This window comes from Flavobacterium sp. GQ95 (genome assembly GCF_059758655.1).
Map to the genome: position 1 here is coordinate 106,163 of NZ_JCAXEB010000005.1, position 19,342 is coordinate 125,504.

The following is a 19,342-nucleotide window of genomic DNA, read 5'->3' on the forward strand; positions in this document are numbered from 1 at the left end:
ATTAAAGCCCAATACTTCAGATATTTATTTTTAATTCTATTTAGCTTTGGGGTAATTTTAAGAAAATGCAATATTTATTTGACATTCGAAAGATTATAACATGTTGTTGTTTTATGTATACTGACTAATCATCCGTATATAAGGAAAAAAAAACAGCCTGCGTATCGCAATTCAGGATAATTTGCTCCCCATTTCTCCAGATCTAATTTGCAAAAAAAACAAAAGAAAAACATGAAAATAAGACTACTTTTTATATTGGTTGTTTTACTGGCAACCAGTATTTTTTCGCAGAAAATTTTTGCTCAAAATCTTGACAGGACATCACTGCCTATAAAAGAACCGTCTAGACAAAACTATAAGGAGCTTGATGCAAGAGATGCTAAAGCACCTGCACGCTGGGAAGTAAAAGCACCAAAAGGAGCACCAAATGTCGTTATTATTTTAATTGACGATATGGGTTTTGGAGCATCAAGCCGTTTTGGAGGTCCTGTAAATATGCCAGTTTTAGATAAAGTAGGAAAGGAAGGATTGAGTTACAATCGTTTTCATACCACGGCGCTTTGCTCGCCTACACGCGTTGCTTTACTGACAGGTTATAATCATCATAGTAATAATGCTGGTTCGATTATGGAAACAGCTACTGCTTTTCCCGGAAATAATGGTGTGAGGCCGCAAAGTATAACACCAATGGCAGAAGTACTAAGACAAAATGGTTATAGTACCGGAGCATTCGGAAAATATCATGAAACACCGCCTTGGGAAATCTCTGTTTCAGGCTCCTTAGATCGCTGGCCAACACATTCCGGATTTGATAAATTTTATGGATTTATTGGAGGAGAAACCAATCAATGGGCACCATTAGTTTATGATGGAACTGCTCAGGTTGAAATTCCAAAAGATCCTAATTACCATTTTACTACTGATATGACCAACCAGGCGATAAGCTGGGTACGTTTTCAACAGGCTTTGACTCCTGATAAACCTTTCATGATTTATTTTGCTACTGGTGCTACGCACGCACCACATCACGCACCAAAGGAATATATCGATAAATACAAAGGGAAATTTGATCAGGGATGGGATAAAGTTCGTGAAGAAACATTGGAACGTCAAAAGAAACTTGGAATTGTACCTCAAGATACCAAATTGGGTCCAAAACCAACCGACATAAAAGACTGGAGCACACTTTCCGGAGATGAAAAAAAAATGTTTGCACATCAAATGGAAACTTATGCTGGATTTGGGGAACATACAGATCATGAAATTGGCCGTCTTTATGATGCTATTGCAGATCTTGGCGTACTGGATAATACCATCTTTATTTACATCGTTGGTGATAATGGAGCCAGCGCTGAAGGGACGATGAACGGCTTGTTTAATGAAATGACCTATTTTAACGGAGTTCCTGAAACAGTTCAGGATATGATCAAACATTATGACGAGTGGGGTAGCCCCAAAACTTATCCGCACTACGCCGCAGGTTGGGCTGTAGCTATGGATTCACCATTTTCTTATACCAAACAAGTGGCATCAGATTTTGGGGGAACACGAAACGGAATGATTATCAGATGGCCAGCAGGAATAAAAGCTAAAGGAGAAATCCGTTCTCAGTTCACACACGTCATTGATATTGCTCCAACAGTTTTTGAAGCCTGTAAAATTCCGGCACCAAATGAGGTTAACGGCATCAAACAAGATCCGATTGAAGGTACTAGTATGATATATTCTTTTAATGATGCCAAAGTAAAAGAACGCCATACGACTCAATACTTTGAGATGTTTGGAAACAGAGCAATTTATCATGACGGTTGGTATGCCAGAACAATTCACAGACCAGCGTGGAAACAAAAACCAACCACTTCTCTAAAAGAGGATATCTGGGATTTATACAACTCTAATGATGATTTTTCTTTGAGTAACAATCTTGCTTCAAAAAATCCTGAAAAACTCAAAGAACTTCAGTCCCTATTTATGAAAGATGCCGAAAAATATCATGTTTTGCCAATTGATGACCGTTTGCTTGAACGAACTGATGCAAAATCTGTAGGGCGTCCCGATGTAATGGGAGAGAGAACCAAAGTGACTTATGGCGAAGGAATGAAAGGTATGGGAGTCGATGTTTTTATTAGTACCCGAAATACTTCCTACACTATTACCAGCGAAGTTGAAATTAAAGAAAAGGCAAACGGCGTAATGGTTTGTCAGGGAGGAAGATTTGGCGGATTTTCATTTTATCTAAAAGAAGGAAAACCTGCATTCGCTTATAATTATCTTGGATTAGAATCGTATAATGTTCAGTCAGAAAAAGCCTTAAAACCAGGAAAACATACTATCGTTTACGATTTTAAATATAATGGTGGAGGTCCGGGGAAAGGAGGAACGGGAACTATTACTGTTGACGGAAGTAAAGTAGCTGAAGGAAAATTGGCAAAAACACAGCCCGGAATTTTCTCTGTGGATGATCTTGCTGACGTAGGCACAGATGATGGAACTCCTGTTGTCGATTATGGAACATCAGCACATTTTAACGGAAAATTGGATAAAGTAACAATAGAAACAAAAAAATAGAATTAAAAAATTAAGTCAATTATTAATCAAATAAAAATTAGAAATCATGAAAAAGTATCATTTATTATTCGTTGTTTTTTTCTTTTCGCTGGCAATGTCGGCACAAAGTTCAGGAGCATTTTTGCTTAACTTGTACGGAGGTTATACCTTTTCGGACAAAGTAGAATTTGATTCTTCATACGCACGCGTGGAAGATGGTTTTGAATATGGTGCAGGATTGGAGTATTTCTTCATCGACAACCAATCAATTGAATTAAAATATAACAGATTTGATACGCATATGCCGTTATACACAACTATTCCCTTAACTGTTAATGGTAATTATCCTCCTGGAACTCAGGTTAATGCCGGAAATGATAAAGGTGCTATCAATTATATATTAGCAGATTATACGTATTATTTCGGTTCAAGTGCTTCGAAAGCACTGCCATTTTTAGGTGCTGGAGCGGGTATTGCTATTCTTGAAACACCTCAAAGTGGAAGCGGAACTTATTTTGCCTGGGAAATTAAAGCTGGTGTGAAAGTTAAAACCAATTCACCATTATCAATTAATTTCCATGCTTATTTGCAATCTATGTCGGCAGCTGTGGGATATGATTATTATTGGGACTATTATTGGGGCCCTGTAGGAGTTACTGATTATGCATCAACATTTCAGTTTGGACTTGGAGCTTCTTTAAGCTACGACTTCAGTAAATAAAAAAAGTAGATCTTAAATAGAATTTCAATCTTAAAAATAAAATTATGAAAAAAATATTTTTATTGCTAATCTTAAGCTTTACTGCGGGCGGATATGCACAAACTGATTCCAGTCTTGCTGATGATGTCGCTGTCATTCAAAGTATTTATGGTAAATCTAAAGCAGATTTAGTAAAACAATACATGAACTTAACTGAACCTCAGGCATCAGCGTTTCAAACCATTTATGATGAATATGAAACCCAACGTAAGGCATTGGGACAAAAGAAAATGCAATTAATAAAAGATTATGCAGATAATTACGAAAATCTTGATGATGCAAAAGCAGCAGAATTAACTGAAACTAATTTGAAAAATATTGCTGATACGGATAAACTATTATCTAAAACATTCAGCAAGGTCAAAAAAGCAGTTGGCGGACGAAATGCTGCCAAATTTGTTCAGTTAGAGCAATATCTGCAAGTAACCATAAGAGGTGAAATTCAGGATTCAATTCCATTTATTGATGAAATTGATAAGTCAAAAATTTCTAAATAAAAGACAAATGCAACTCTTAAGAGTTGCATTTGTCTTTTATTTAGAGTTGCTAAGTTGCTAAGATTCTGAGTTTCTAAGTTTTTGTTTAATTTTTAATCTTAGCCACTCAGAATCTTAGCAACTTAGCAACTCTAAAAAGATAGTTATTTTATAAAAATGGAATGCAATGATATAATATTTGAATAGTATACTAGTGGTATTTTTGATAACATTTTGCATAGACTGTGAAAAGCATTAAAAAACTACTGATAAATTAATAATAATTCAAAATATAACATCATGATACATCAAATAGACACAACAGATAATATAGTGGCTTTTAGAGCATTGGCAGAAGTAACAAAAGAAGATTTTTTAAGTGTAGTTGTTCCGGCAGTTGAACATTTAGTTAAGCAGATAAACGAAATTAATTTTTTATTAGTTTTAGATACAGACATAGAAAATTTCACAGCTGGTGCCTGGCTTGAAGATGCATTACTTGGATTAAAACATCTTGGAAAATGGAACAGAGCCGCTATAATTACCGATTCAGAAGATATTATTTCTTTTACCAACGGATTTAGTTATGTCGTTCCGGGAGAATTTCACGGATTCAAAAAATTAGAATTTAATAAAGCCTTAAACTGGGTTGAGGGAAATATTAATATAGCGTAGAATTTTGTTTCTAGGTTTCAGGTTCTTTGCGAACGTAAAAAAAAATGGCCACGAATTCACGAATTTGCGGCCATTTTTTTAGTCTGCTAATATTCGGTTCGAATAACTTGAAACTTGAAACAAAAAAATAGCCACGCCTTCAGGAATCTTCTACAGAACTGTAGAAACTCATGAATTTTCGTGGCTAATTTTTTATTTAGTTTTTTCGTTTTTAGAATCACGTCCAGTATTAAAACCTGAAGCCCGAAACAAAATTTTAATGATTATACTCGATACCACTACTTTCAGTAGCTTCTCTTTTTGCTTTTGAAGATTTTTCCAGATGTTTGTAGCAGGCAGAAGCTAATAATGGCAGAGCAAGACCTCCAACAATTGCTGCAGTTTTATTGTGACCCACTTTTTTTAGTACAGCACCAATAACAAGTGAACTGATTCCGGCACAAACTAAATTCTTAACTGAAAGTTTCGATGCTGGATTTGGTGTGATTCCGTGCAATAGAGGGTCTATAAAATTTAAATTTTCCATGATTATACTAATTTATTTGTTTGAACTTTTTTGTATTTTATGATGAGATTTTTTCATTGTCTGTTTCAATCTCGATTTTTTCAATCTCTACTTTTTCTTTTTTAATGGCTTGTCTTAATAAAGCTAAAAGACTCATATAGACATTTGCTACAAAAACCAGCGAGAATCCTGCCAAAATGTAGCCACGCCAGTCATTTAACAAAAGTTTATAGTCTGTAAAGAATAAACAGGCAATTGTGACATAATGGCTAAAACAATATTCACACGTAAAAAGATAAAACACCTTTCTTGACAATAATGTCCTGTCATTTTTAGAATGTCTGACACACCATTCGCGAGGTTCCCGAAATATTTCTTCATGTGTTACTGTCCAACTGATACACGCAATTGGAACTGCTAAAACAAAAAGCCAAATAATTTGGGTTAAAAGATCCATAAACAGATGTTTTTTTATTCTCTCGGATGCGTTTCAGGAAAATGTTCTGCCTCGAAATCGTCCATATCCTTGGTGTCGTCATCTATATGCTCTTCCTCGTCTTCGGGCTGGCTATGATCATCGACATCGTCCGGAATGTACTCATTATCCTTTTCTTCATCATTGGTAATTAAACCATCTTCATTAATGATTCTTTCTTCATTGGGAATGTTTTCATTACGGTTAAAATCATTTGTCTCATGATTAACATCTCCTATAAATTCTCCACGATACTGTTGCTCATATGGATCTTCTTCTTTTTTATAATTATCAGTATCAATAAGTGTTTCCTGATCGATAAAATCCGGGTCTTTCGGACCATAATTTTCGTTGTTATACTTTTCCATGACGTTTTAATTTTAATTGTTTTCCTGGAATAAATTTTCCGCTTTTTACTTAAAGGCTTGTATTTTACAAAATTAGCTTTTGGTTCGTTTGAAATTGTTACAGAAAATTGGATTCTATTTCTATAATTATCAGTTGAAGCGAAAAACAAGGAATTGATTAATAGTTCAAATCATATAATTTTCAATAAAAATCATGTAAACGCGTACTAAAATGACTATTTATATTTGTTTGTGAAATGTGAGGATGGAAAACCTCATTTGTTCTTATAAAAAATGTATCATTTAAATTTTGAAATACTATGGCTTCTAAAAAAGTAACTAGTTGTTGCAAAGCCCTTATAGAAAAAAAATGGACTATAACTTTTGTAGAAAGTGCTTCAGCAGGAAAACTTAATTATGAGTTTTCTACCGTTATTGATTCAGGAAAAATTTTAATTGGAGGAATGGTCTGTTATCATTCTTCAATGAAAGAAGATTTGCTGCACATCCCACACGGGACGATTAAAAAGTACACTGCAGAATCAGCCATAGTAACCAAATTAATGGCACAAAATTTTCATCGCCATGTTAAATCAGATGTTTGTGTTGCTTTAACAGGACTGACAACTCCTGGGGGAAGTGAAAGCCCGACAAAACCTGTCGGGACTATTTTTATTCATATTGTATTTCCTGATAAAGAAATTGCTACACGACTTTTATTTACCGGATCACCTGAAGAAATTCTTGATCAGGCAACAGCTGCTATAGCCGATTTGATTTTGGAAGAAACAAAAAAATAATGGCTCAAAATTAAAAATCACTAATTATAGTGATGTGCAATATTAAGTAGGATTGTAATTTTGCATTATACTGAAAAAAGGTAATCAAACACCAACTTCAATATAAATTTTGAATTATGTACTCAACATGGCAAAAGTGAAAGTAGGATAGCTCTGAGCCACTGAGTAAAAAAGCTCATAATGGTGCCGCATATGTTTTTGGGGAAACAGTAAGCGGCACTGTAACGGGTGATTTAGAGACTTCTTACAAAACAAAATCAATCTACTAAGCCATTTTCAACAGCGTACTTTACCAGCCCCGCTGTATTTTTAGCATTCAATTTTGATAATAAATTACGACGATGTGTATTTACCGTATTAAGACTAATAAAGGTTTTTTCGGCAATTTCGGCTGTGTTGTATTCATGTGCTATTAAAACTAATATCTCTTTTTCGCGTGAACTCAATTCGGTTAAAGTCGAAACCTGTTTTTCAATTTTAAACCGATTCGCTAAAAATTTTTCTTCTGTTTCTTCTGAGAAATAAGTATCACCCTGAATAATAGAATGAATAGCTTGCAGCAACTCTGATTTTTCAGCATTTTTCAAAAGATAACCATTCACACCAATTCTGATTAATCTCGAGATAATCTTCACATTACTGTGTGTACTTACGACAAGAATTTTTATTTCCGGATATTCTTTTTTGAGAATTTTGCTTAGTTCAATTCCATCCATTTCCGGCATACTAATGTCAAGGATGATCAAATCGATAACTTCTGTCTTTATGATGTTCAGTGCCTCGATGCCATTGTTTGCTTTTCCAACAATGTTTATTTCAGGTTCTTGTTCCAGTAACGATACAATTCCCTGCAAAAACATCGTGTGGTCATCGGCAATAAGCAGGTTAATTCTTTTCATTTTTCTTAAATATACTTTTTTATTAAAAGTTTTTATTCAACTGATCGATTTGATTTTTTACCGAAATTCCTTTTACAGTATTTTTTTTAATTGAAACTACAACGGTTGGAACTTCTATATTGGCAATAGTACCTCTTTCTAATTTTGAATCTAAAGAGAATGTTCCGTTTAATTTTTTTACTCTGGCTTCTAAATTGATAAAACCAATTCCACGGGTATAATTTTCGGTGTCAAAACCAATTCCGTTATCTTCAAATAAAATATTTAAGCAGTTTTCGATGAGGTTTAATTGTAGCTCTGCCTTAGAAGCTTTTGCATGTTTGATGGTATTGGTCAAAAGTTCCTGAACAATTTTAAATGTTTCTATTTGCACCAGTTCATTCATCTCATTAATACTGGTTTTAGGATAAGTTGTAAATGAGATTTCTAATTTGCTGGCATCACTTATATTATTCAGGTAAGATTCTAAAACTTCACAGAATTTATGATCGCTAAATTTTTTAGGAATCAGATTATGGGATAAATTCCGAACCTGTTGATAGGTTTCATCCAATTGTGCGTTAAGGTTTTTAATTCGGTTTAAATTTGATGCATTTAAACTGTTGAGTTGTAATTTTATCGCTGCCAGATTTCCGCCAATACTATCATGAAGTTCTTGCGAAATACGTTCCCGTTCTTTATCCTGGCCGCTTATTGCCGCTTTGATCAGTTGGAGTTCCTGCTCTTTTAAAATACCATTTATTTTTTGGGTACTTATTTCTATCTGTTTTAGATTTAATAAACGCTGACTTTTTAAACGCTTTCGATATTGAAATAAAAGACCGGAAGTCGGAAATAATATCAACAAGAAAGCAATTAGTATAAATATTTTAGCTCTTTTTTGCTGAGAAATTTCAAGTGTTTTTAGCTGTTTTTCTTTTTTAAGAAGTGAGATTTCGTTTCGTTTTTTATCCGATGAATTCTGGAAAAACAAAATCGCATTTTCATTTATTTTTTCCGTTATTTCTTTCTGAAGGCTCATGTTTTTTATGGCTTCAGCCTGATTTTCGAGTGCTAGTTTTTTGGTTTCATTTTCAAATTCCAGGAATTTAATAGCTTTTTCTTTTTGAGATGTCTGGTATTTTATCTCTAGTTCATGAATTTCTTTTGACTGCTGAAGTTTGTTAATGGAATCCTTAATTTGGTTTGATTTTCCTAACCAGGCATAAGCATTTTTATAGTCTTCCTGAGCAATTGCTATTTTTTTGAGTTCATCATAAAAAGAGATTTGATTTTGAAGAAGGCCATACCGAATCGCCTTTTGTAATGCTTCAGAAAAAATAAGTTTTGCTTCAGGATATTTTTTTTGATTGATATAAATATCACCAATATTACCACGTGCTATTATTTCAAGCTGATTCAATTCGTTTTTTTCGGCTATCAATGCCGCTTCCTGATACATTTTTAAAGCCTCACCAGATTTATGTTGTAATTGATAATTGGAACCCAAACCAAGTAAAATAACAGTTCGTCCTTGGTTATTATTGGTTTTATCGCAAAGTATTTTTCCTTTTTTATAGTAATAATTTCCATTATCATAGTCTTTCATTTCAGAATATATTTCACCCATATTGATGTAACTTCCTAAAATAATTTCCGGATCTCCTTTGTAATCAAGACATTTTTTGAAGAGATCCAGAGCTTTATTATAATCACCTAAATCGCTGTATACTCTGGCTAAACCATGAGTGTGCGTATAGAAAATATTTGTTTCATGATATTTTTGAGCTGTTTCAATACCTTTAATATGCCATTTTTTACTTTCTTCAGGCAGACCACGTTTTTTGTAATTGATCGCTAATAAATTATAGCTTAGTGCAAAAAGCCTGTTCTTGAGGGAATCATTTAAAGAAGTATTAAATTTTAAAGCCTGTTTTGTATAATAGAGTGATGAATCTATTATAGCTCTTTTATTAAAATAATAAGCAAGTAATAAATTAGAACATGCAATGGTCCTGTTACTTTTTGCAGATTGTAAAATCACTTTAGCTTTTTCAAATGCTTTTTTCTCGTCGCCTTTATTATATAAGCAATAAAGATCAGAAATTGTTTTCTCTTCTTTTGAAACAAGATTTTTTTTATGCACTAAAGGTTTTTTTTCATTTTCAATTTGCGCAAACGCAGTGATGGAGAAAAGAAAGATGATCCAGAAATATAATCTTTTATATACCATATAGTTTGTAATCAAAACAAGAAAATATACTTAAAGACTTGTAAGTTTGATATTTAGGTTTGTTTTAGGTTTTAAAAATACTACAAACCCCTCATTTAAATTCTCCTTTTTAAAAGAAAAATGTTAGATAAATAAAATTTTTACCAAATATTTTTTTATTTAAGTCATTGATTACATTGCTATTATTACTTTAAAAAGTTCTTATAAGAAACAAAAGTATTGGAACATCTATGATTTAGACTGTAAAAACCAAGAATAATTTAAAATTGAAAGGTTTTTCGTTGAAAAAGGAGGCAGGAAATTTTATTATTAAGTTCTTATTTCTTATATTTAACACATAGAGTTATTATTTACTCTTTTTATATTCTTCAAATAAAAGCCAATTTTCTATTTACAAGATAGTATTAACGCTCCTTAGAATTGATATTTAGGCGTTACTAAATTTAAGTTTTATTTTAAAAAAATGAACCCCCAAAGTTTTTTTAGAATAGTTGATAGTCGTTGATATATAATTATTTAAATGCCTGTCTTTTTTCACATACAGTTGCCTATTTTTTTTGCAATAAGCGCCAAAACAGTTTTAATACAAAGAATTTATGATATTAATTCACTCTTTGATTGATTTTAAAACGATTAAAAAAGTTTTAGTTTATCTGTTTTTTATCTTACCAATTTATACAATTTCGAATGACATAAATGCAAATACACACGGAATTATATGTCCAGAGGGAGAACCATCCTTTCTGGCAAATTATTTTTATTTATCAGGAACAGCTTGTAAGGGGAAATCTAGTCTAAATTGTACATTAAAAGCTGTTGTTCCTGAACCAACAATTACAGTTCAGCCAGCTGGAACAAGAATTTGTTCCGGAAGAAATCATACACTATCTGTAACAGCAACTAACGATACGCCAGGCTTACTATATCAATGGCTTAGCAGTACAGATAATATTACTTTTACGGCTGTTTCCGGAGCAACATCGGCAACATATATAACACCAGCTTTGACACTGACGACTTATTACAAAGTAACTGTTTCAACTAGTGGAAATGAATTGACAACAACCTCAGTTGTTGCTCCTGTGGTTGTTCTGTCCAATATTTTAATTACTAAACAACCTGTATTAAGAATAAATATTTGTAGTAGCTCAACAGCAACTTTAAATGTGACAGCAGACGGAGGTTCTGGTAATTATACTTATCAATGGAAAAATTCTACGGTATTAGCTGGCCCCTATACTACTATTTCGGGAGCTAATTCAGCATCTTATACAACTCCTGTTTTAACTCAAAATACTTTTTATGTAGTTGAGATTTCAGATACTACTCAAGGATGTGATCCCGTTACTTCAAATGTTTCGGTAGTTATGATTCCGGGTATTATCAAACAGCCGGTAACTCCTGCTATTGTTTGTGTTGGAGGAACAATTTCACTGTCTGCTACAGCTTCCGCAAATGGGGGGTCAGCAACATTTAAGTATCAATGGCAGAGTTCTGTAGATGGCACAACAGCATGGACCAATATTTCGGACGGGACAGGTAGCTCAACAGCAAATTATACTTCTGGTGGCTTAACAGGTACAACTTATTATCGGGCTGTAATCACGTCTTCAAATCCAAAATGTACACTTATAACGGATACAGTTATGGCAACTATTATTTTGGACCCAACAATTACAATACAGCCAATTGGCGGAAATATATGTGAAGGAGGAACCTTTACAATGTCATCCGCTGCTGCAAATGGTTCGGGAAATTTTACTTATCAATGGCAAAAATCATTAGACGGATTAACAGGATGGGCAAATGTAACTAATGGTACGGGTGCCAATACAACAAGTTATACAACTGGCCCTGTTAGCATGGATACTTTTTATAGATTAAAGGTAATTGATTCAGGCATTGGTTGTGGTGTTGCAAATTCAAATCCAGCTAAAGTTGATATTTTCGAATCTCCTATAATAAATACACAACCTATAGATGGAAAAGTTTGTATTAATCAAACCAATACATTTACAGTAGTAGCTTCCGGAAATATTTTACCGGGAAGTATAGTATATCAATGGCAAACGGCAACAGTTTCATCTGGACCTTATTTCAATGTAACTGACGGAACAGGAGGTACAACGGCCACGTACACAACACCAACTTATGCAACAGCAGGAAATAGATATTTTAGGGTTTTAATCTCTCAATCGCAGGCAGGTTGCCGTACTATTTCAAATCTGGTTACTTTGAATGTCTCTGATAGAGCAGTAGCCCCAATGGGCAATGTTACGCAACAGCCATCATGTGAGTATGCTTATGGAACGATATCAATTTCAAATCCCGATTTGGGAACAGGATACGAATATAGTATCGATGGAGTTAACTTCCAGATAAGTAATATTTTTACAAATCTTACATCCGGTGTTAAACAAATCTCTGTTAGAGAGTTTGGTTTAAATACTTGTATATCTCCTGATACCGAATTCACAATTTTTAATAGATTATGTGCTGTACCTGAAATCTTTGCATCCATTTCAGGAGATTCGGGAGGAAACACAGGAACACATAGTATTTTAGATGCTGATTTATTGAGCGGAGTAATTTTAAATCCGGCAGATGTGACTGTAACTGTAAATTCTATCTCAAGTTATTTAACATTTAATCCTCTTACAAACACTATTACTGTCTTACCTGGAACACCTGCAGATTATTATACACTTAACTATACAATTTGTGAAAATGCCAATCCTTCCAATTGCTCTGCCGCTACAGAAATAATACAAGTAACTACGGATGGAATAGATGCTATAACTGATATGGTTCCTACTATATTAAATGGATCTATAGAAAATTTAGCTGTTGTAAATGTTTTAACAAATGATAAACTGGTTGGTATACCGGCAACAACTTCAAATGTTCAAATTTCGGTTGTTCATCCTGCTTTGCCTGTTGATCCTGATGTTCTTTTGGTTCCTGTTTTAAATACCTCAACAGGAAATGTAGATGTACCTGCAGGAACTGTGACCGGAATGTATGAAATAGAATATAAAATATGCGACTTGGCTGCTCCTGGAAACTGCGATACAGCAAGAATTGTAATGTCAGTAGGAGTGGCCCATATTGATGCTAATGATGATAGAATTGAAAATATTAACGGGTTTCTTGGTCGGTTGAATGCAATTAATGCGATCGAAAATGACGAATTAAACAATGTGCCAGTTAGTGCCGCAACTTTTAATAAAATAACGATAACGCAAGAGTCTGCTGCGCTTCCTTTATATTCAGGAGCAAACGTACCACTATTTAGTACAACAACAGGAAATGTAAGTGTTCCTGAGGGAACTCCGGCAAAGACTTATTTTATTACCTACCATATTTGTGAGAAATTGAATCCAGCCAGCTGTTCAGATGCCAGTATCGCAATTGTTGTAGATGCCAGTCCACTCATTGCTAATGATGACATTGTGAATAATATTAATGGTTTTGAGGGAGCTGGTAATGCAATTAATGTTTACGCGAATAATGATTTTTTTAACGGAGGTATTGTTAATATAAGTTTAGCAGGTTTTATTACACCAAAAATTCTAAGTCAGGCTTCTTCTATAAATGGTGGCCCTGTCCCTGAATTGATTGTCGCTACCGGAAGGGTGAATATTCCGGCGGGAACTCCGGCAGGAAAATATCAGATCAAATATCAGTTGTGTGAAAATCTTAATTACGGCAATTGTAATGATGCCATAATTACAATAAATGTAATTGCACCAATAATTACCGCAACAGATGATTTAATAACAGCTGTAAATGGCTATAGCGGTAAAACAAATCTTCTGGTCGCTTATGATAATGATTTATTAAATGGAGGAGCAATTGATCTAAATACTGTAACTCCTACTATTATATCTGGTCCAAGCGCAATAAATGGAGGACCAATTCCATCATTTGATACAGCTACGGGAGGTGTAAGCGTTCCTCCGCTAACTCCTGCAGGAGAATATAAATTTATTTACAAGATTTGTGAGAAGCTAAACCCAAACAATTGTGATGATGCAATCATAACTATTGTTGTTGTTGCGGCTCCAATTGTTGCAGAAGATGATATTCCTTTTGAAGCTGTAAGTGGATTTACCGGAAATTCAAATACTATAAATGCTTTAGATAATGACACTCTAGATGGTGTTGTAGTAAATCCTTCAGAAGTTGAAATAAATGTTCTAATACCGGCAACTTCTATAAATGGTAATCCTGTTCCTATTTTAAATCCCTTAACCGGAAATGTTAATGTTCCGGCGGGTACTGCGGCAGGCAGCTATTTTATAACTTATCGTTTAACGGATAAATTAAATCGTACTAATAACGATACAGCAGTTATAATAATAGATGTTATAGCTGCTGCTATTGAAGCAAATGATGATACTGTTGCTAATATTAATGGTTATATCGCAACGGGGAATGCAATAAATGTTTTAACTAATGATACGCTAAATGGGTTAGGTACAAATTTAAATCAGGTAGTTATTAAAGTTGATGTTCCTGCAAAATCAATTAATGGAGGGCTGGTTCCCGTGCTGCAACCATTAACTGGTATTGTAAGAGTTCCGGCAGGAACTCCCGAGGGAAATTATGAAATCAAATATCACATTTGCGAAAAAATAAACCCAGCCAATTGTAATGATGCAATTGTATCGATTAATGTAGTTGGCGCACCAATTGACGCAGTTGATGATATTTCTTCAATTCCGGTTAATGGATTTGCAGGTGCAATAAATGTGGTAAATGCTTTGACTAATGATACTCTTAACGGAATTGCTATAATTCCCTCCCAGGTAAACATAAGTAATGTCATTCCGGCGAGTGCTATTAATGGTGGCGCAATTCCGGTACTTGATGTAACAACTGGATATGTTAGTATTCCTGAAGGTACAACAGCAGGCACTTATTTTATTACCTATCGTCTAAACGAGAATATGAATCCTTCAAATTTTGATACTGCAACCATAACAATTGCTGTTACAGCTCCAAATATTATTGCTAATACTGATTCTGTAACTAATATTAATGGATGGAATGGAGCAAATGATGTAATAAATGCTATTACAAATGACAGATTAAACAGCATGGATATTCCATTGATTAAAATTGATATTACATCAGTCAGTACAACAACGCCTGCAGATTATGTTTCAGGAAATCCGATACCGGTACTGAATGTACTAACAGGAAATGTAGATGTACCGGTTGAAACATCAGGAGGAACTTATACCATTCATTATAGAATTTGCGAAAAATTAAATCCTTCCAATTGCAGTGAAGCATCTATTATACTGAATGTATCAGCAACAATAATTGATGCCAATAATGATTTTACGGGTAATATTAATGGATATACAGGAGCTTCCAATGTTGTTAATGCTCTAACAAATGATCATCTTAATGGTGTGCCTGTTCAAACACTTCAAATTGATATTCATTCAACAAATACAATAGTACCTGCAACTTCAACGAATGGAATAGTGCCGGTATTGGATTTGCCTACCGGAAATGTTGACGTACCCGCTGGAACATCGGCAGGAACTTATACAATTCAATATGAAATTTGCGAAAAATTAAATCCAGCCAATTGTAGCCACGCAATAATTGTAGTTATTGTAGATGCGCCTCAAATTGAAGCCGAAGATGATTTAATTTCTAATGTAGAGGGTTTTCCCGGTGCACCAGAAGTAGTGAATGCTTTAACCAGCAATGACAAATATAACGGAGCATTTTTAAGTGATATTAATTTAGTAATAAGTACTGTTGTATCTCCTGCAACACCAATTGATGGTGGTGTAGTTCCTTTCTTCTTGCCTGCAACCGGACTGGTTACTATTCCGCAACGAACGCCCGCGGGAACTTATCAAATTAAATATGCAATCTGTGACAGGTTAAATCCTTTAAATTGCGATGAAGCAACTATCACTGTTCTTGTAATAGCGCCACCAATTGTTGCAAATGATGATTTTGTAGATAATATTAACGGAAATACAGGGGCAAATAATGTATTAAACGCTTATGATAATGATACTTTAGATGGCAATCCTGTCACAATTTTGAATTCCGGAGGTACATTAGTTTCCGGACCAGCTACTATCAACGGTGCTCCGGTTCCTTTATTTGATATTGTGACAGGAAATGTAGATGTTCCGGTAGGTACACATGTGGGAGAATACTTTATTGTTTATAAAATTTGCGGCAAATTAAATCCATTTAATTGTGATGAAGCTGTGATTAAAATTAGAGTGATTCCTGCACCAATAGATGCAGTTAATGATAAGACTTCTGGAATCAATGGATTTGTTGGGACAACAAATGCTATTAATGTTTTAGATAATGATACTTTAAACGGAGTTTTAGTTAATCCGGCAGCTGTACTTATTACCAATGTTATTCCGGCAACAGCAATAAAGGGAGGAGCATTACCAGCATTAGACGCTGCAACAGGTATTGTTAATGTACCGGCAGGAACAACTCCGGGTGAATATACAATTACATACACGCTTCGGGAAGTATCAACCATGAGCAATAATGATACAGCTACCGTTACAATTATAGTTGATCCACTTGTTATAGAAGCCAACGATGATATTTTAGCAAATAGTAACGGGTATATTGCAACAAATAATGCGATCGATGTTTTAGCAAATGACACACTGAACGGGGCGCCAACCAGTTTAAGTAATATTACTATAATGGTTGATGGTGTTGCAATGCCAATTAATAACGGACCAGTTCCAATATTTGATCCTTTAACTGGAAAAGTACATATTCTGGCAGGCACCCCAGCAGGAAATTATGAGATTAAATATCACATCTGCGAAAATCTAAATTCAACCAATTGTAATGATGCAACTGTCTATATTAAAATTATTGGAACACCAATTCTTGCTCTTGATGATACAACAACCAATGTTAATGGGTATATAGGTGCAAGCAATGTTATAAATGCAATTACAAATGACTTGCTAAACGGAGCGACAGTTCAATTGACTGAAATAAATATCAATTCATTAAATACCGCAACTCCAATAGACTATGTTGCAGGAAATCCGGTTCCGGTTCTGAATACCGAAACAGGAAGTGTAGATGTACCTGCAGGAACTTCAGCAGGAACGTATACAATTCACTATAGCATTTGCGAAAAACTGAATCCAACAAATTGTAGCGAAGCAAATAGTATTGTTATTGTAAATGCGGCTAAAATCATTGCTAATAATGATATTGATATCATTGTCAACGGTTATATTGGAAATCCAAATGCATTAAATGTTTTAGACAATGACTCTTTTAATGATTCTTCAATTGAAGCTAAAAAAGCAAAAGTAGTTGCTATAAATAGCAGCCAAATCACCACTACAATTTTAGATCCGGCAGATCCTATTAACGGAAATCCAAATATTCCTGTTTTAGATCCCGTAACCGGAATCATAAATGTTCCTCCGCAAACTCCAGCTGGATTATATACTATTCAATACAGGATTGCAGAGAATTTGAATCCGTCAAATTTTGATGATGCAACGATTTTTATTACGGTTACTGCAACGGTAATTGAGGCCAATAGTGATACTGTTCTAAACATAAATGGTTTTAATGGTCAGGCCAATGTTGTAAATGCAATTACGAATGATAATTTAAATGGAGTCGCAGCTCAATTATCTCAAATTACTATTGGAGTTGTGACACCAGCGACGTCAATTAATGCTGGCCCGATACCAATATTAGATATTATTTCAGGACAGGTAAATGTTCCGGCAGGCACTTCAAGTGGAACGTATACCATTCATTATTCTATTTGCGAGAATTTAAATCCAATAAATTGCAGTCAGTCAGATATAATTGTAACGGTTATTTCAGGGCCAATTATAGCCAATGACGATACCGCAACCGGAATCAATGGTTTAGACGGAGCTGCCAATGTGGTAAATGTTTTAACGAATGATTTATTAGAGAATGTGGCTCCAATTTTATCTCAGGTTAAAATAACGATTTTGTCTCCTGCAAATCCTATTTCCGGAGCAGTAGTTCCGATACTGAATACAACAACAGGTTTGGTAAGTGTTCCGGCCGGTACACCAGCCGGAATATATACAATTGTTTATTCGATCTGCGAAAATCTGAATGCTGTCAATTGTGATCAGGCAATCATTAAAATTTCGGTTTCGCAACCTGGAATTACATTGGTTAAACAAGGTGTTTTCTCTGATACTAATGGCGATGGTTATGCGCAACCGGGAGAATTGATTCGCTATTCATTCCGCATTACAAATACAGGAACCATAGATTTGACTAATGTTACGGTTACAGATCCAAAAGCAACTATTGTTGGAACCCCAATAGCAACATTGGCAGTAGGACAGTTTAATACAACCAATTATACAGGAACTTATATAGTAACACAAGCTGATATCAATGCAGGATTTGTTGTCAATCAGGCTTTGGTTAGGGCTCAGCCTGCCGTTGGAACTGCTATTCAGGATTTATCAGACAGCAATGATCCGACACTTATTGGGAATGATGATCCAACGGTAACGCCAGTTATTCAGTTTAAAGATTTAACTTTAATTAAAGGAGGACAGTTAACTGGAAACGGAGATGCTGGTTCTCTAATAAATTATAGCTTCACAGTTAGAAATACAGGAAACGTATATCTTACGAATGTTATAATAACCGATCCGATGTTGACTACAAGTTCAATACAGGTAACACCAAGCACATTGGCTCCTGGTGCAACAGGAACTGCGACGGCTTCTTATATTGTAAAAGCAAGCGATGTTGCGAATGGAGAAGTAATAAATACCGCTCTTGCGATTGGTGATGATCCACAAGGAAAACCTATTACAGCTGTTTCAGATAGTACTGATCCTATATTACTCGGCGATGATGATCCGACCGTTATTGATTTGACGTTACGACCTTCAATAGCGCTGGTTAAAACAGCACTATTTAATGATGAAAACAAAAATGGTTATGCAGAAATAGGAGAGACGTTGACCTACCACTTTGCACTTACCAATACGGGAAATGTTGACTTAGTAAACATTGTTGTAAAAGATTCTAAACCCGGAATTACCATTTCCCAAGATCCGATCAGCCTGAAACAGGAAGAAAGCAATACTACTGCTTTTATTGGCAACTATGTGCTAACCGCAGCTGATATTGACGCAGGTCTCGTAGAAAATCAGGCTGAGGTTACTGCCTTGAGCACAAATGGATTAACAGTAAAAGATCTTTCTGATGACCACTCTATTTCAGAAGATAACCCTACAATTCTTTCTTTAAACGCTTGTAAAGTCACGATTCACAATGCCTTTTCTCCAGATGGTGATGGTAAAAACGAGGTCTTTAAAATAGATGGCATAGAATGTTATGCTAACGCATATGTACAAATTTATGACCGTTGGGGAGTTCTGGTTTATGATGCTTATAACTATGATAATAATGCAGTAGCGTTTAGAGGTATTTCTGAAGGAAGGGTCACCATCAATAAGCAAAAAGGATTGCCGGACGGAACTTATTTCTATGTCATAACTTACACCACATATCTGAATGAACCAGTAAGTAAAACTGGATATTTATATATGTCTGCGAAGAATTAATGAGAATATAAAATTTTAAATGCAAATAA

Annotated in this window: 11 protein-coding genes; 6 read left to right on the plus strand and 5 right to left on the minus strand. The window is 34.6% G+C overall.

Features of this window, described 5'->3' with window-relative positions; translation table 11 throughout:
- Nucleotides 1–231: 231 nt before the first annotated feature.
- The 4 genes from AC6CH4_RS11550 to AC6CH4_RS11565 all read left to right on the plus strand — a co-directional run bounded on the left by AC6CH4_RS11550 (nt 232) and on the right by AC6CH4_RS11565 (nt 4,458).
- The gene (locus AC6CH4_RS11550; RefSeq protein WP_498103101.1) at nt 232–2,568 is read left to right on the plus strand and encodes an arylsulfatase; all 2,337 of its coding nucleotides are present in this window, start codon (nt 232–234) and stop codon (nt 2,566–2,568) included.
- Nucleotides 2,569–2,614: 46 nt separating this feature from the next.
- On the plus strand, nt 2,615–3,268 hold the full coding sequence (locus tag AC6CH4_RS11555) for a porin family protein (RefSeq protein ID WP_498103103.1): 654 nt from the start codon (nt 2,615–2,617) through the stop codon (nt 3,266–3,268).
- 44 nt (nt 3,269–3,312) lie between these two features.
- Nucleotides 3,313–3,804 carry a hypothetical protein gene (locus AC6CH4_RS11560; protein ID WP_498103105.1) on the plus strand — a complete coding sequence of 164 codons (492 nt, stop codon included), beginning with the start codon at nt 3,313–3,315 and terminating at the stop codon, nt 3,802–3,804.
- Nucleotides 3,805–4,083: 279 nt separating this feature from the next.
- On the plus strand, nt 4,084–4,458 hold the full coding sequence (locus AC6CH4_RS11565; RefSeq protein ID WP_498103107.1) for a SpoIIAA family protein: 375 nt from the start codon (nt 4,084–4,086) through the stop codon (nt 4,456–4,458).
- Nucleotides 4,459–4,714: 256 nt separating this feature from the next.
- Here the strand turns inward: AC6CH4_RS11565 and AC6CH4_RS11570 are convergent, their stop codons facing one another.
- From AC6CH4_RS11570 to AC6CH4_RS11580, 3 genes are read right to left on the minus strand one after another with little or no spacing between them, the layout of a single operon-like run.
- A complete protein-coding gene (locus AC6CH4_RS11570) occupies nt 4,715–4,984 on the minus strand; it encodes a PrgI family protein (protein WP_498103109.1) in 270 nt (89 codons plus the stop codon).
- Between the two features lie 37 nt (nt 4,985–5,021).
- Complete coding sequence (locus tag AC6CH4_RS11575) at nt 5,022–5,420, minus strand: hypothetical protein (RefSeq protein WP_498103111.1); 399 nt, start codon at nt 5,418–5,420, stop codon at nt 5,022–5,024.
- Nucleotides 5,421–5,434: 14 nt separating this feature from the next.
- A complete protein-coding gene (locus AC6CH4_RS11580; protein ID WP_498103113.1) occupies nt 5,435–5,806 on the minus strand; it encodes a hypothetical protein in 372 nt (123 codons plus the stop codon).
- Nucleotides 5,807–6,105: 299 nt separating this feature from the next.
- Between AC6CH4_RS11580 and AC6CH4_RS11585 the strand changes: the two genes are divergently transcribed.
- Nucleotides 6,106–6,585, plus strand: a complete 480-nt coding sequence (locus AC6CH4_RS11585; protein ID WP_498103115.1) for a CinA family protein — start codon at nt 6,106–6,108, stop codon at nt 6,583–6,585.
- Between the two features lie 257 nt (nt 6,586–6,842).
- Here the strand turns inward: AC6CH4_RS11585 and AC6CH4_RS11590 are convergent, their stop codons facing one another.
- Complete coding sequence (locus tag AC6CH4_RS11590; protein WP_498103117.1) at nt 6,843–7,484, minus strand: response regulator; 642 nt, start codon at nt 7,482–7,484, stop codon at nt 6,843–6,845.
- 22 nt (nt 7,485–7,506) lie between these two features.
- The gene (locus AC6CH4_RS11595; RefSeq protein WP_498103119.1) at nt 7,507–9,696 is read right to left on the minus strand and encodes a tetratricopeptide repeat-containing sensor histidine kinase; all 2,190 of its coding nucleotides are present in this window, start codon (nt 9,694–9,696) and stop codon (nt 7,507–7,509) included.
- 596 nt (nt 9,697–10,292) lie between these two features.
- Between AC6CH4_RS11595 and AC6CH4_RS11600 the strand changes: the two genes are divergently transcribed.
- On the plus strand, nt 10,293–19,313 hold the full coding sequence (locus AC6CH4_RS11600) for a CLIPPER-2 domain-containing protein (protein WP_498103121.1): 9,021 nt from the start codon (nt 10,293–10,295) through the stop codon (nt 19,311–19,313).
- The last annotated feature ends 29 nt before the right edge of the window (nt 19,314–19,342 follow it).